The sequence below is a fragment of the Pseudohongiella sp. genome (assembly GCF_040877505.1).
Taxonomy (GTDB): Bacteria; Pseudomonadota; Gammaproteobacteria; order Pseudomonadales; family Pseudohongiellaceae; genus Pseudohongiella.
In genome coordinates this window covers 124,837-138,474 of sequence record NZ_JBBDNQ010000042.1, presented here as the reverse complement: position 1 = coordinate 138,474, position 13,638 = coordinate 124,837, and the positions used below count along the sequence as shown (strand labels likewise).

Annotated in this window: 13 protein-coding genes; 6 read left to right on the top strand and 7 right to left on the bottom strand. The window is 58.1% G+C overall.

Annotated elements, in window-relative coordinates:
* A complete protein-coding gene (locus WD071_RS15705; protein WP_368049343.1) occupies nucleotides 1-537 on the bottom strand; it encodes a hypothetical protein in 537 nt (178 codons plus the stop codon).
* Between the two features lie 100 nt (nucleotides 538-637).
* On the opposite strand from WD071_RS15705, the gene WD071_RS15700 reads away from it, so the two are divergent.
* Together WD071_RS15700 and WD071_RS15695 are read left to right on the top strand one after the other, a co-directional pair.
* On the top strand, nucleotides 638-1,153 hold the full coding sequence (locus WD071_RS15700) for a MarR family winged helix-turn-helix transcriptional regulator (protein WP_368049342.1): 516 nt from the start codon (nucleotides 638-640) through the stop codon (nucleotides 1,151-1,153).
* 92 nt (nucleotides 1,154-1,245) lie between these two features.
* Nucleotides 1,246-1,800, top strand: a complete 555-nt coding sequence (locus tag WD071_RS15695; protein ID WP_368049341.1) for a hypothetical protein — start codon at nucleotides 1,246-1,248, stop codon at nucleotides 1,798-1,800.
* A gap of 57 nt (nucleotides 1,801-1,857) precedes the next feature.
* On the opposite strand, the gene WD071_RS15690 is transcribed toward WD071_RS15695, so the two are convergent.
* The gene (locus tag WD071_RS15690) at nucleotides 1,858-4,176 is read right to left on the bottom strand and encodes a penicillin acylase family protein (protein ID WP_368049340.1); all 2,319 of its coding nucleotides are present in this window, start codon (nucleotides 4,174-4,176) and stop codon (nucleotides 1,858-1,860) included.
* Between the two features lie 155 nt (nucleotides 4,177-4,331).
* Between WD071_RS15690 and WD071_RS15685 the strand changes: the two genes are divergently transcribed.
* A complete protein-coding gene (locus tag WD071_RS15685; protein ID WP_368049339.1) occupies nucleotides 4,332-4,961 on the top strand; it encodes a hypothetical protein in 630 nt (209 codons plus the stop codon).
* A 5-nt stretch (nucleotides 4,962-4,966) separates the two neighbouring features.
* Here WD071_RS15685 and WD071_RS15680 read toward each other — a convergent pair whose 3' ends face one another.
* Nucleotides 4,967-6,196, bottom strand: a complete 1,230-nt coding sequence (locus tag WD071_RS15680; protein WP_368049338.1) for an epoxide hydrolase family protein — start codon at nucleotides 6,194-6,196, stop codon at nucleotides 4,967-4,969.
* A gap of 214 nt (nucleotides 6,197-6,410) precedes the next feature.
* Between WD071_RS15680 and WD071_RS15675 the strand changes: the two genes are divergently transcribed.
* A complete protein-coding gene (locus WD071_RS15675; protein ID WP_368049337.1) occupies nucleotides 6,411-8,384 on the top strand; it encodes an alkyl/aryl-sulfatase in 1,974 nt (657 codons plus the stop codon).
* A gap of 21 nt (nucleotides 8,385-8,405) precedes the next feature.
* On the opposite strand, the gene WD071_RS15670 is transcribed toward WD071_RS15675, so the two are convergent.
* Nucleotides 8,406-8,726 carry a DUF3301 domain-containing protein gene (locus WD071_RS15670; RefSeq protein ID WP_368049336.1) on the bottom strand — a complete coding sequence of 107 codons (321 nt, stop codon included), beginning with the start codon at nucleotides 8,724-8,726 and terminating at the stop codon, nucleotides 8,406-8,408.
* A gap of 72 nt (nucleotides 8,727-8,798) precedes the next feature.
* Here WD071_RS15670 and WD071_RS15665 point away from each other — a divergent pair, with 72 nt between their 5' ends.
* Nucleotides 8,799-9,902 carry an alpha/beta fold hydrolase gene (locus tag WD071_RS15665; RefSeq protein ID WP_368049335.1) on the top strand — a complete coding sequence of 368 codons (1,104 nt, stop codon included), beginning with the start codon at nucleotides 8,799-8,801 and terminating at the stop codon, nucleotides 9,900-9,902.
* Nucleotides 9,903-9,937: 35 nt separating this feature from the next.
* On the opposite strand, the gene bfr is transcribed toward WD071_RS15665, so the two are convergent.
* Nucleotides 9,938-10,402: a bacterioferritin gene (gene bfr / locus WD071_RS15660; RefSeq protein ID WP_368049334.1), complete on the bottom strand. Its 465-nt coding sequence runs from the start codon at nucleotides 10,400-10,402 to the stop codon at nucleotides 9,938-9,940.
* A 208-nt stretch (nucleotides 10,403-10,610) separates the two neighbouring features.
* A complete protein-coding gene (locus WD071_RS15655; protein WP_368049333.1) occupies nucleotides 10,611-10,808 on the bottom strand; it encodes a (2Fe-2S)-binding protein in 198 nt (65 codons plus the stop codon).
* 199 nt (nucleotides 10,809-11,007) lie between these two features.
* On the opposite strand from WD071_RS15655, the gene WD071_RS15650 reads away from it, so the two are divergent.
* A complete protein-coding gene (locus WD071_RS15650) occupies nucleotides 11,008-12,039 on the top strand; it encodes a hypothetical protein (protein ID WP_368049332.1) in 1,032 nt (343 codons plus the stop codon).
* Here the strand turns inward: WD071_RS15650 and WD071_RS15645 are convergent.
* Nucleotides 12,036-13,514, bottom strand: a complete 1,479-nt coding sequence (locus tag WD071_RS15645) for a PhoX family phosphatase (protein ID WP_368049331.1) — start codon at nucleotides 13,512-13,514, stop codon at nucleotides 12,036-12,038. The two genes, WD071_RS15650 and WD071_RS15645, sit on opposite strands and share 4 nt — an antisense overlap.
* Nucleotides 13,515-13,638: the final 124 nt, after the last annotated feature.

The following is a 13,638-nucleotide window of genomic DNA, read 5'->3' as shown; positions in this document are numbered from 1 at the left end:
TCAGTCCAGGTCGATTGGCAACCGGCTGGCGTAGCGCTCGTCATTGATCCGGGCCGGTGCCAGCTCACCGGCCAGCAATCGCTCGACATCGTCGGTAATCAGTTCGATGGCATCAATGCGCACCTCAGGCTCCAGCGCTGCCACCATCACCCCGCCCCAAAGGCTGAGCATGGCGGTATCAATAATGCGCACATCATTGTCCTTGGCCCACTCGGCAGCGATCATGACGCCCAGCTCGTCACGCAGTTCAGCAACCTGTTCGGCTTGCTGCACACCCAGATCACTGAGTACCACCGGCGTCATGTCGTTCCAACCCGTGGGCATCATCTCCCAGCCTTCGTAAAAACGCACAATCCAGGTCAGATACTGAACATTGGTCTGCTGCGCCTGGTTGACTGCGTCCTGTTCGTAGGCCTGCAGGAAAATCTGCTGGGCAGGCACCGACGCCGGCCACTCGGTCAACACCCGCGCGCTGGTGCACGCCCCCAGCAACATCACAAACAGGCCGCAAAACAACAATCGAACCATCAAAGCCACACCCAATCTCCCGTCAACAGTTTAATTCTTCAGCAAAGTTGGCCATTATAGGCACATTGTCAGGCAACAGCACCGATACCCACAGGATACGTTCAGCATCATGGCCCAGACCAGACCCAAGACTGCCAGCAAACCAGCGCCGGGCAAACCCTCAAAACGGGCCGATGCCCCGGACAACCAGGTCGCAGATACGGACAAATACCTGCGCCTGGACAATCAGCTGTGTTTTCCGCTGTACGCCGCCTCACGCCTGATCACGCGTCTGTACCAACCCCTGCTGGAGCCGCTGGGGCTGACCTACCCGCAATATATTGTGCTGTTGATCCTGTGGGAGGATGCGCCCTGCACTGTCTCGCACATCGGTCAGCGCGCACAGCTGGCCACCAATACCGTGACCCCTTTGCTGAAGCGACTGGAAGCGATGGATGTCATCGTGCGCACGCGCAACCTTGATGATGAGCGCGTGGTCAATATCTCCCTGACCCGCAAGGGCCAGAGCCTGAAGCATAAATGCGCCTGCATTCCACAGCAGCTGTTCGAGCGCGCGGGTTATCCGCTGGAAGAAGGCGTGAAACTGAAACAACAGCTGGACGCATTGCTTAAGCATTTGCAGTGAACGCAGGACAGGCACGCTTTGCCGCATTGCATTGCCAATTTATATCGCACGCGATATGATCGCCAGCAACACAAGCAACCGAGGGATACATCATGAAAAAACCACTCTCCGGGCGTTCACGCCCTGCACTGGGTCTGGCCGCCGCCGTGCTCACTGCCGGCGCTGGCATCAGCCAGTTGATGGCGCAGACCAGTGAGCCCATCGCAGTCGACGAAACCACGTTTGACTGTCTGACCGACATGACACCGGTACGCGGGTTCTTCATCGATAACCTGCTGGGTGATCTTGACGCCACGCTGGCCGCTGCCAATGCTGAAGACGGTGCACCCTACCCGACCGGCTCTGTGGTACAGCTGGTGCCGACCGAAGTCATGGTTAAACAACCTGCCGGCACCAGCCCGGAAACCAATGACTGGGAATTCTTTGAATTGAATGTCAGCGCGGAAGGCTCGGAGATTACCGTGCGCGGATTCACCGATGTGGTCAATCGCTTCGGTGGCAATTGTCTGGACTGCCACATCAAGGCCGAGCCGCAGTGGGACATGATCTGCGAGACCGGCCATGGCTGTGATCCGCTGCCGTTAAGCCGCGAGATGATTACGGGAATTCAGCAGTCAGATCCGCGCTGCCGCGCCCCTGACGCTTAACCCTCGGGGCTTGATCCTCGGGGCATGACCCCCGAGGATTATCAAAGCCGCATAAGACTATTCTCGTAGCGTCAGCGTCTGCAGGGCCGGGTCTGCCAGGATGTCTTCTTCGTGGAAGGGCAGATCCAGCCACTGACTTTGTGAATACAAACGGGTCTGATCCGCGAAGTGCGGTGAACGCGAATCTTCCGATTGTGAATAGCTCAGTATGCCGCGGGGATCTACCCGGCCATCCTCATCCCAGCTGATCACCTGCATGTAGCTGTTACCGTGCAGAATCGGGGTGTAGGCCCCCGCTTCGGCATTGAATTGTGAAGTAATCACGCTCCACATACCGGCACCGCCGGCACCGCCGGGTATCGCTATGCGCTCGTCGTTTCGGGGTTCGTACTGCAGTGAACCCAGGGTGGCGACCAATGCGATACCCTGATCCTGGAAAAACGTCTGCGCATGCGCCAGGGCCTGCAGCAATCCGCTGCGCACCGCCGGTTGCTCTACGGCCAGTTGACGGGGCGTATTGACCGGATCAGCGGCATCAAAGGGCACCACATAACGATCATCAATGCGCGCTGCCTGTCGCCAGAACTCCCGCCACACGTGCACACCACGGCTGTCTGTATCGGCACGCCGATCCCAGCCTGCCAGTGCGTCGCAGGCCGCAGTGATATCAACATCATTGCCGTTAAAATTAACCGGTTCACTGACATCAGCGCACAGCCCCAGCACCTCGTCCAGAAACAGCTCGGCGCCAAAGTGACGGTGACTGAACAACATGTCCTGTATATGTTCCGGGCGCATCTTTTCGCCGGTGGCCAGTGCTTCTTCGATAAAACTCAGTCCCGCGCGGGTACGCAGACTGACCGGCGTGCGCTCCGAACCGATGATGGGCGAGTAGCCTTCCAGCGGTTCACGCGGCGTCGACAGCCAGTAGCTGTCATTGGCATTGTGGACGTAGTCGTCGCGGCGAATACGCGGCATATTGTCAGCCGGCATAGCGCCAGGTATCTCTGATTCGGCAGATTCATACCATTCACATTCAGGATTACTGCCATTGAGCAGCACCACCCGCGACGGGACATTGTCGGCGTCTATCCGGCAGGCCTCGATCAGGGCACTGTCAACATTGGGCACTACGCTGATATCGGCATAAAAAGCCGTGCCATCGCTATCCGCTGCAATGGTATTGACCCAGGACACCCCCTGCAGACTGAGCGCGGCTTCAACCTCATCAATATTGCGCGCCTTGTTCAAGGCGTCGTAGGTGGCTGCTGACTTGTCGTTGTAGAGGTTGACGTCACGAATGGCGAATGCAGTAGTCTCGGTCCACGGCAACTGATCGGACACTACCAGCGGGCCATAGTGACTCATGTAGACGTCACGCGCGATCATACTGGTGCCACCTTCCTGATTGGCCACCGGCACTTCAATGCTGACCCGTTCCATATCCCGGTAGTCATCACCATAGCGATAGCGTGTCGGATTCTCCGGGTCCAGCTCCAGCGCATACACGGTGGAGCGCATACCGGTGGACACGGTATGGGTCCACGCCACATCATGGTTAAACCCAATCGCAACCCGGTTGGTGGTGTACAGACTGACCCCCATGACATCGACCTCACCGGGTATGGTGGTATGAATCATGTGAAAGCGCGAGGAGCCCTGCCAGGGATAGTGCGGATTGCCCAGCAGCAGGCCGCGGCCCGACTCGGTGACCGCACTGCCCATGGCAATGGCGTTGCTGCCAATACCGGCGTCGATGTCAAAATTGCTGTCCAGGCTGGCGACGGGCGCCCCCGGCGGTGCCGCATTGGCCATTTCGCGCTGGAACAGGCCCAGCCCATAACGGATGCCTACGCCAATGGTCAGCTTGTCCAGATCCAGTCCGGTAATGCTGCGCACCCAGTCCTCATTGGCACAGGCCGGTGGCAGGTCGTCGCCGTGTTCGGCCAGGTAGCGGTTATAGCCCGCCACATAACCGGCGGAAAATTCATTGGTCTGACTGCTCTGACCTGCGCGGAAGCGTTGGATCATGTTTTCGTCCAGCACCGAGCGATGAAAAATATCGCTTTGCAGGTTGCCGCCATCCTCACCAAAGTTGAGCGCCAGTTCGCCATTGACCATCAGTACATCCCGGGCGATGGTGCAGATCGCATCGCGGGCCGTGGCATAGGCAAAGCCATAACCCAGACTGCCCCAATCGTCGGCCTTGACGTGTGGAATACCATAGGAAGTCCAGCGGATATCAGTCTCGTACCGGTAGTCGGTCTCGGCTGTCGGCGTCTGTGCAGTAGGCGTTTGGGATGAATCGGAGCAGGCACTCAGAACCAGCAGGGATGACAAAAGCACTGGGGTGACAGGCAGCACGGGCATTTTCATTGTTTTTCTCCGGATAAGAGTATTCGCTCATCAGCATAGAAGCCGTTGTCATACATGTCAAAACAAACGCAGGGTCAGCTCAGCGTCACATTGCCAGCGCAGGGGAAACACGCTAGGCTCAAGCCCTCAAGCAACCGACTGCCAAGGGTGTCAGCATGAACAAGGTTTTAACAACAACGGTACAGATCGCCTTGCTGTCCCTGGTCGCCTGCAGCGATCCGGTTACCACAGGAACCGGTGCCAACCCGGATGTACGGCCAGTCGATCAGTTCATGGCCAATATCGCTCAGCACTGCGGTCAGTCCTTTGCCGGTCGTGTCGCCGTTAACACTCCGCAGCTGGATGATGATCCCTTTGTCGGGCAAACCCTGGTGATGCATGTGCGTGAGTGCAACAACAACGAGATCCGTATTCCCTTCCATGTCGGCAATGATCACAGCCGCACCTGGATACTCACGCACACCGACGAAGGCTTGCGCCTGAAACACGATCACCGCCATGAAGATGGCAGCGATGATGCCGTGACGATGTACGGCGGTGATACCAGCAGCGCGGGCACAGCCTCGCGTCAGGAATTTCCCGTCGACCAGTTTTCCATTGATATGTTCACCCGTGGCGACATGTTGGTGTCACTGACCAATGTCTGGGCCATGGAGATCGAGCCGGGCGAACAGTTTGTCTATGAGCTGGCACGCCGGGATTCTGATCGACTGTTCCGGGTCGAGTTTGACCTGAGCAATGAAGTCGCAACACCGCCGGACCCATGGGGACATCCGCCACTTTAAAGCCATTACTCCAATTCCGCGAAAAACGCGCGAATATCATTCAGCAGCAGCTGCGTCTCTTCCAGCGCGGCGAAGTGGCCGCCGCGCGGCATCTCGGTCCAGCGCACAATATTGTAGGACTGCTCGGCCCACAGCCTTGGCGTCAGGTAAATTTCTTTCGGAAAAATGGCACCGGCCGTGGGTACACTGACGTACCCCAGCGGTTCGTTCATTGGCACGTTCCGGTTTTCGTAATAGATGCGCGCCGACGACGTGATGCTCTGGGTAAACCAGTACACGCTGATATTGGTCAGCAGATCTTCCCTGCTGAATTTATCGTGGATATCACCCTCGGGCAGATCGCTCCAGCCATGGAATTTCTCACCAATCCACGCTGCCAGCCCGGCCGGCGAATCGTTTAACCCCACGCCCAGTGTCTGCGGTTTAGTGCCCTGAATCTGCTGATAACCCACTTCATTGGCCATGTAGGCCTGCCGGGCTTCACGACGCTCAATGTCTGCCGCGGGTGTGGCGGCCAGGATATCCGGATCGCGCGGCGCGCTGGCCAGCACAAAATTGGAATGCAGGCCGATCAACCGGTCAGGGTAGCGCGCCGCCAGGATGCGATTGATGATGCCACCCCAGTCGCCGCCCTGTGCCCCGTAACGCTGATAACCCAGGCGCTGCATCAGGCTTGCCAGCATATGCGCCATGCGCTCGGGGTTGTAACCCGGCTCGGTGGGTTTGCCGGAAAAAGCAAATCCGGGCAGTGACGGCGCAATGACATGAAAGGCATCGTCAGCGCTGCCGCCGTGCTCTTCCGGATGCGTCAGCGCGTCAATGATATGCCGGAATTCAACAATGGAGCCGGGCCAGCCGTGGGTCAGCAACAGCGGCGTCGCCTGTTCGTGCGGGGAACGCTGATGAATAAAGTGCAAATCGACACCGTCGATATGCGTGATGTACTGGTCAAAACGGTTGAGGCTGCGCTCCTGCGCGCGCCAGTCAAAGTCCTCACGCCAGTATGCCAGCAAGTCTGTCAGCCAGTCCGTGTTGGTGCCATAAGCCCAATCGGTACCGGGAATCTGGTCTGGCAAGCGGGTGCGCTGCAGGCGCTCTGCCAGATCCTCAAGTGCAGCGTCTGGTACTGCTATGCTGAAGGGTCGAATAGAATAATCGGGCATGGTTGATTCACTTTGTGTTGTATTCTGGGCGTGCGCGATCCCGCCAGCGGCGAGGGCGGTAAGCACGAACATGAGGCTGACACTGGCTGTAAACAACTCTGACCGCCAATCGCCAGCGCTTTTTGTACGCTGACTCTCCCGTTGCCCTGAACACATGGTGCCGTCACCTCGATTGGTATTTTGCCTGAACCATCATATTGCCTGCGCCATCTTAGCAACGGCTGACTTGAACTGAAAACCCAATTCGGCTTTACTGCGACTAAAACAAAAACGCGAGGCACGTGTCATGCGCATCACCCGTATTCACTATTTTATCACTCTCGCCCTCATGCTCACCTTGAGCACGGTCACTCAGGCACAAACCAGCCCGGCCAGTGCTGCCACATCGGCGCGCCAGGATACGCTAAGAGCCTCATTACCTTTCGCCGATCAGCGCGACTTCGGCGAATCACGGCGCGGTTTTGTGGCCGCGCCCGATTACCGGCAGATTCTGGGCGCGGCAGGCAATGTGGTATGGGATATCGGTCGTTATGACTTTTTACTGGACGGTCAGGATTACGACAGCATCCACCCGTCCCTGCAGCGCCAGGCAACGCTGAACATGAACTATGGCCTTTATGAAGTGGTGCCGGATTTCATTTACCAGATCCGTGGTTACGACCTGGCCAATATGACGCTGGTCCGTGGCGAACAGGGCTGGATTGTCTTTGACGTACTGCTGACCCGGGAAACCGCGCAGGCGGCGCTGGCCTTTGCCAACGAACAACTCGGCGACCGGCCGGTGAGCGCAGTGGTCTACTCGCATTCGCATATCGATCATTTTGGCGGCGTGCGCGGTGTCATCGATGATGACGACGTACAAAGCGGGCGGGTCGATGTCTACGCGCCTGTGGGCTTCATGGAAGAGGCGATTTCCGAGAACGTGTATGCCGGCAACGCCATGACCCGGCGCGCCTCTTATCAATACGGCAACCCGCTGGCGGCAGGACCGTTCGGCCAGGTGGATTCGGCCATCGGCAAAGCCCTGGCACGCGGCAGCAGCGGCCTGATTGCGCCCACGGTGGTGGTTACTGATGACTTTGAGGAACACACCATTGACGGCGTGCGCATTGTATTCCAGAACACCCCCGGCACCGAGGCGCCCGCGGAAATGAATGCCTGGTTCCCGGACCACAATGTGTTCTGGGCGGCGGAGAACATCACCGCCACCATTCACAATATCTACACCCTGCGCGGCGCATTGGTGCGCGATGCGCTGTCCTGGTCGCGCCAGATCAATGAAGCGTTGTATCGCTTTGGTCAGGACGCCGAGGTGATGATTTCCTCACATAACTGGCCGCGCTGGGGCAATGAGCGTATCCAGGAAGTCATGCGTGACCAGCGTGACGCCTACGCCAACCTGAATAACCAGGTACTGAATCTGGCTAACAGAGGAATCACCATCAGCCAGATGCATAACGAGTATCAGGTACCCCAGTCACTGCAGCAAAGCTGGAGTGTGCGCCAGTATCATGGCTCGGAATTCCACAATTCACGCGCGGTGATCAACCGTTACCTGGGGTACTGGGATGGCAACCCTGCCACGCTGGCGCCACTGTCACCGGAAGACTCGGCACCGCTGTATGTGGAGATGATGGGCGGCGCTGACGCCATTCTGCCGCGCGCACAGGGCCTTTTCGATGAAGGACAGTACCGCCATGCCATGGAAATCCTCAACAAACTGGTATACGCGGAACCCGACAATCAGCAGGGCAAGGAGCTGCTGGCCGCCACTTTTGAACAACTGGGGTATCAATACGAAAGCGCCAGCATGCGCAATGTGTTCCTGACCGCGGCGCAGGAGCTTCGTGTCGGTGTCGCACCGGCCGGTCCGGCGCGTGGCACCAGCCCCGACCTGGCCCGGGCAATGACCACCTCGCAGTGGTGGGACGCCATTGCCACGCGGGTCGACAGCCAACTGGCCGACGGCATGGCATTTATCATCAACTTCAGCACACCGGACACTGGCGAGCAGTTTGTCATCGAGATGCGCGGCGGCACGCTGACCAATATCGCCGGTTATGCCTCTGACCAGGCCGATGCCAGTATCACCATGGACCGCAGCGACCTGGACCAGGTGATCTTGGGGCAGGCAACGCTGGGCAGTCAGCTGACCAGCGGGCGAGGACAGGTCACCGGCAATGCGGCCGTGCTGCAGCAGCTGGCATCGGTACTGGTGGAATTTGATCCGGTGTTTGAAATCATGCCCGGCACCCGCTGAGGGGCGCCGACAGACAAGCGCTCAATCGGTAGTCACATAAGCCGACATCTCGATGCCAAGCAGACGGTTGCCGGCCAGTTCCACCGTACCCGGATAACGCTCGTGGCCGGTGGAGGAGAATTCAAAATCGTAGCGGCGATACCATTGCAGCACACTGGTGTCACCGCGGCGCAGGCGGCTTTGTTTGAGCACCATGCTCTGATCCAGCAATTGCAGGTCCAGCTCCTTGCAGCGGCGCGCAGCGTATTGCAGGGCAAAGGCCTTGGCATCGCGTGATCGCCACCAGTGATTGACCAGCACCACCAGCAGCGCCAACCAGACCAGATCCATCAGACTCAACATAGGGCGGTTCTTCTGTCAGGGTAAATGTTGTAAGCTCCGATGCATCATAACAAAGCCCGGGAGCACCTGAGCATGAAAAAGTCATTATCGCATTTCCCGATTCTCAAAGCCGCTGCCCTGCTGTGCCTGGCTGCGGTGCTAAGCCCTGCAAACGTGTTGGCGCAAACCGGCGCCCGGACCGAGAACGCACTTATGAATGAACAATCGCCCATCGATGGCATCAGCTTCCGTTTTATTGAAACCAATGGCATCCGCATGCGCCTGGCCACCATGGGTGACAGTGGCCCGCTGGTGATCATGGCCCACGGCTGGCCCGAATCCTGGTATTCCTGGCGGCACCAGATCAAGGCCGTTGCCGATGCCGGTTACCGCGTGGTGGCGCCGGACATGCGCGGTTATGGCGCCACCGAGGCGCCGCCGGATGTGGAAGACTACGACATCGTGACCGTGGCGGCCGATATTGTTGGTATCGTTGATGCCTATGGCGAAGACAAGGCCATTCTGATGGGCCACGACTGGGGCTCCATTGTTGCCTGGAATACCGTGCTGCTGCACCCGGAGCGCTTCTCGGCGCTGGTGGCGATGAGTGTGCCTTACGGCGGACGGCCGGCAGAGTCACCGCTGGTGGGCTGGCAGAATACCTTTGGTGACAATTTTTATTACATTCTTTATCACCAGGAGCCCGGTGTTGCTGAAGCCGAATATGATGCAAATCCGCGCGGCCTGCTCAGCCGCCTGTACCTGTCACCGGATTCACCACGCGAGGCGCCACAGGTGACCGACCGGCATCGCTCCGCCGGTGGCTGGATTCCACGCCTGGGCGCGGCGACAGGGTTGCCGGACTGGCTGACACAGGACGACCTGGACTATTTTGTCAGTCAGTTTGAAGCAGCTGGTTTCCGCGGTGGTGTGAACTACTATCGCAACTTCCACCGCAACTGGGAAATCACCCCGCATCTGGCCGGTGAAAAAATCACGGTACCGACGCTGTTTATTGCCGGTGAAAAGGACGTGGTAATTGGCGGCGCCTCTCAGGGCCGCTTGCAGGGCGCGATGAATCGCGTGGTGGAAGACTTGCGTGGCGTGGTGGTGTTGCCGGAAGCCGGGCACTGGATTCAGCAGGAGCTGCCGGAAGCGACCAATGCGGCGGTGCTGGAATTCCTGGAAGGGCTGTGATGCCCCTCCAGGTTCTTTTCCGGCAACCCGGGGGCTTACATCATCGACTGCTGATAATTCTCCAGTCCCACCGAATCAATCAGGCTGAGCTGGGTTTCCAGCCAGTCCACGTGGTCTTCTTCGCTTTCCAGAATCGATGACAGCAGGTCGCGGCTGACGTAGTCACGGATGGACTCGGCATACTCGATGCCGTCGCGCAGGTCAGGAATCGCCACGTTCTCCAGCTTCAGGTCGCACTCCAGCATCTCTTTGGTGTGCTCGCCAATAAACAGTTTGCCCAGACTTTGCAGATTGGGCAGCCCTTCCAGAAACAGAATGCGTTCGATCAGCTGATCGGCGTGCTTCATCTCATCAATGGACTCTTCGTACTCTTTATCGGCCAGTTTGATCAGGCCGCGATCCTTGTACATACGCGAGTGCAGGAAATACTGATTGATCGCCACCAGCTCGTTGCCAAGCGCTTTGTTGAGGTGTTTGATCATGGTTTTGTCGGCTTTCATGGGAAACTCCTGAGCATGGTTGACTCTTAAACAGTCTGGGCGGTGCTGACGGACAGCGCCCTGATTCAGGAGACAAGCCTGACGGCAAACGCTTCTCAAGTCAAGAAAAAGCGCGCTAAGTCGTTGAGACTAAAAAGAAAAAGAGATTGTGAACGAGAATGATTCGGATTCTGTAAGGCGCCCGGGACAGGCGCCCTGAGTGGCAGAGTCAAGCGGCGTAGGCGATGTCCTTGCAGCTGACTGCGGATACCGTCTCTGCAATGATCTGGCGGGCATATTTGCCACAGCGCCCACAATCACTGGCCAGGCCGAGATCAGCACGCACATCTGCCAGCGAGGCATTGCCATCCGCACAGTACTCGCGGATCTGTTTATCGGTTATCTGGCGGCATATGCAAACGTACATTCGGGCAGCCTCACTGGAATTCATTGCTCAAGACAGGCTGCAGAATAAACGCGAATAGGAATGATTGTCAATACGATGCGTAAAATAATTTCCACGTATCGCGCCGACAAGTCAATGGTCTTGATTTCAGCTATAGTGGCCAGTAACAGTGGATCTGAAACAGAAGGAAAGCCAACTCACTTCAGAGGCAGGTGACACCATGCTGACAATCAACAAAAACAAGAGCATCCGCCGACACCAACAACTCCTGGTTTTGCTTATGCTGGCGGGCCTCAGTGCTGCTGTGTCTGCTCAGGACATACCCCGCACCGCTTCCGGACAGCCCGATCTGCAGGGTATCTGGAGCAATGGCACACAAACGCCCCTGCAACGTCCGGCGCGCCTGGGCGAGCAACGCGTCATGAGTGCCGAAGAAGCGTTGACGCTGCAGCAGAGCGCACAGCAGCGCGAACAACAGTCATTTGCCCCCAGCGACCCGAACCGGCCGCCCCCCACCGATGGCAATACCGCAGCGGCCTACAATACCTTCTGGCTGGACCGCGGCACACAGGTTGTGCAGATTGATGGCGAATACCGCACCTCAATGATCATTGATCCACCTGACGGGCAGATTCCTTTCCGCGAGGGTGCGCCGGAACAGAACCTGATGGAACACTGGCGAGACCTGCACGGCGACGACGCCTTTCTGGGCCCGGAAATGGCAACAATAGGCGAACGCTGTCTGTTGTTCTACGACTTCCGCACCTCCAACTCCAGCGCCGGGCCACCCATGATGCCCATCATCTACAACAACAATTACCAGATTGTGCAGACGGAAAACTACGTGATGATCATGGCGGAAATGATGCATGATGCGCGTATCATCCGCCTGCACGGCGCGCACCTGCCCCCGGACGTGCATAAGTGGATGGGCGACTCGGTGGGGCGCTGGGAAGGAGATACCCTGGTGGTAACCACCCGCAATATGCACCCACAGCAATCACACTATGGCTCGGGGCCGGGGCTGGAAGTGACCGAACGACTGCGCATGGTCTCAGCAGAGGAGATTGTCTACAGCTTCACCATGAACGACCCGGTGGCCTACACACAACCCTGGACCGCAGAGATGGTGCTGCACGCCCGCCCGGCAGGCGAACGCATTTACGAATACGCCTGCCACGAAGGCAACTACGCCCTGCCCGGCATCCTGGCCGGCAAACGCCGCCAGGAGCAGGACGAGGTAGCTTTTTAAAATGGACCCCGTTCCCAGGGACCCCATACGGCAAACGTAATACCCGGCCCCATTATGTTCACAAACAGAAACTCACCGCTGGGATCAAAACACGCACCCGCGAGCTCAGCCCCCCGGTAGTCACCGGGCTCACATTGCTTACCCGAGCGGGAGATGTCGGCTTCGCTGAGCACGATATTGTTCTTGGCAAAAATGAATGACTCGCCGTTGGTCTTCAGGCCCATCAAACGTTCACCAAAGCCGAACTCGTCTTCGACACCGCCGCCGTCCTCACACATCACCACACCACCGCGGGGACTGACGGTGACATTGTCCGGATTATTGGCCATCTTCGCGTCGGTAGAGGCAAACAGACAGCGCATGCGGTTGCTGGCCGGATCAAGCATCCAGACCGCGCCATCGCCGTATCCGGCATTACCTTGCTCGTTGCGTCCGGCACTGGTATCAACAATGTAAAACAGTCCTTCCGAATACCAGATACCCTCACCACGGCTGAGACTCAACGCGCCTGCTTCGCGAGCCTGCAGGTAGGGGCCGCTGGCCTCACCTTCGGGCGCCATATCCGGATCAGCAATATCAACCCATTCGATTTCCACTTCTTCACCCAGTTCCGGTATCAGCATATCCGCGCGTTGCACGCCGACGACTCTGGCTGCCTGCAGACGACCACCTTGCTCAAGAGAGCCCGGTTGTTGACTGGTGTCTACCGGCAGGTAACGATAAATACACGAACGGTTGCGATTGTCTTCTGTCATGTAGACGTAACTGGTAGCGGGATCAACGGCCGCCGCCTCATGATCAAAGCGTCCCATGTCCACAATGGGCTGGGCACTGGTATGTTCGGGCTCAACGGTGACCTCGAAGACATAACCGTGTTTGCGACCGCCTGTCGCGGTGTTGTCAGCGACGGTCTCTTCGCAGGACAGCCAGGTACCCCAGGGAGTGACGCCACCCGCGCAGTTGACCATGGTGCCACCCAGGCTGGGCACAGTGCGAATTTCACGACGCTGACTGCGCGAAAAATGCACGGTGGTATTGCCGCCGCCAACGTTCTGCCCATCTGCCGCCAGCGCCTCATCGTAGAGTCCCAGGGCATTGATCAGCGGACCCGCGCCCACCTCGTGATTTCTGATCAGGATGATTTCGTCGCCGCGCTCGGCTACCACACCCATACCGTCAGATCGGGCAGGCACGGACTGGCCATTGCTCATGGTATCGCCGGTCCAGGACAGAGTAGCGTAGTTGAAGCCTTCCGGCAGTTGCAGTAGCTCCAGACCCGTGATGCTGTCTGCCACCGGGCGCACCGGGCCGTAAGGGCTGTCGGCCAATGACGAGCCCAGTGGCCGACCGCTGCGCTGCTGAGTGGCCATCGATTGCAGCGCATTGACCGCCGGCGATGCGGCAAAGGCAACGGCCATGGCGCTACTTTTAAGCATGAATCGACGTTCGGGATTATCCGGCTTTTGGTTTGTCATGGTGCTACCTCTACAGTACGGGAATGCCATTCCTGAAACGGAAGCATATTTAACAACTTTATTATGACAGTGCCATTACATCCGGGTCGGCTGAACCGAAAGTTGCCCCGCGACGTATATTCAT

Coding starts and splice junctions, on each gene's coding strand:
- WD071_RS15655 (WP_368049333.1), bottom strand. CDS start 10,808: ATGTACGTTTGCATATGCCGCCAGATAACCGATAAACAGATCCGCGAG.
- WD071_RS15685 (WP_368049339.1), top strand. CDS start 4,332: ATGAACAAGGTTTTAACAACAACGGTACAGATCGCCTTGCTGTCCCTG.
- WD071_RS15650 (WP_368049332.1), top strand. CDS start 11,008: ATGCTGACAATCAACAAAAACAAGAGCATCCGCCGACACCAACAACTC.
- WD071_RS15690 (WP_368049340.1), bottom strand. CDS start 4,176: ATGAAAATGCCCGTGCTGCCTGTCACCCCAGTGCTTTTGTCATCCCTG.
- WD071_RS15670 (WP_368049336.1), bottom strand. CDS start 8,726: ATGTTGAGTCTGATGGATCTGGTCTGGTTGGCGCTGCTGGTGGTGCTG.
- WD071_RS15695 (WP_368049341.1), top strand. CDS start 1,246: ATGAAAAAACCACTCTCCGGGCGTTCACGCCCTGCACTGGGTCTGGCC.
- bfr (WP_368049334.1), bottom strand. CDS start 10,402: ATGAAAGCCGACAAAACCATGATCAAACACCTCAACAAAGCGCTTGGC.
- WD071_RS15700 (WP_368049342.1), top strand. CDS start 638: ATGGCCCAGACCAGACCCAAGACTGCCAGCAAACCAGCGCCGGGCAAA.
- WD071_RS15680 (WP_368049338.1), bottom strand. CDS start 6,196: ATGTTCGTGCTTACCGCCCTCGCCGCTGGCGGGATCGCGCACGCCCAG.
- WD071_RS15675 (WP_368049337.1), top strand. CDS start 6,411: ATGCGCATCACCCGTATTCACTATTTTATCACTCTCGCCCTCATGCTC.
- WD071_RS15665 (WP_368049335.1), top strand. CDS start 8,799: ATGAAAAAGTCATTATCGCATTTCCCGATTCTCAAAGCCGCTGCCCTG.
- WD071_RS15645 (WP_368049331.1), bottom strand. CDS start 13,514: ATGACAAACCAAAAGCCGGATAATCCCGAACGTCGATTCATGCTTAAA.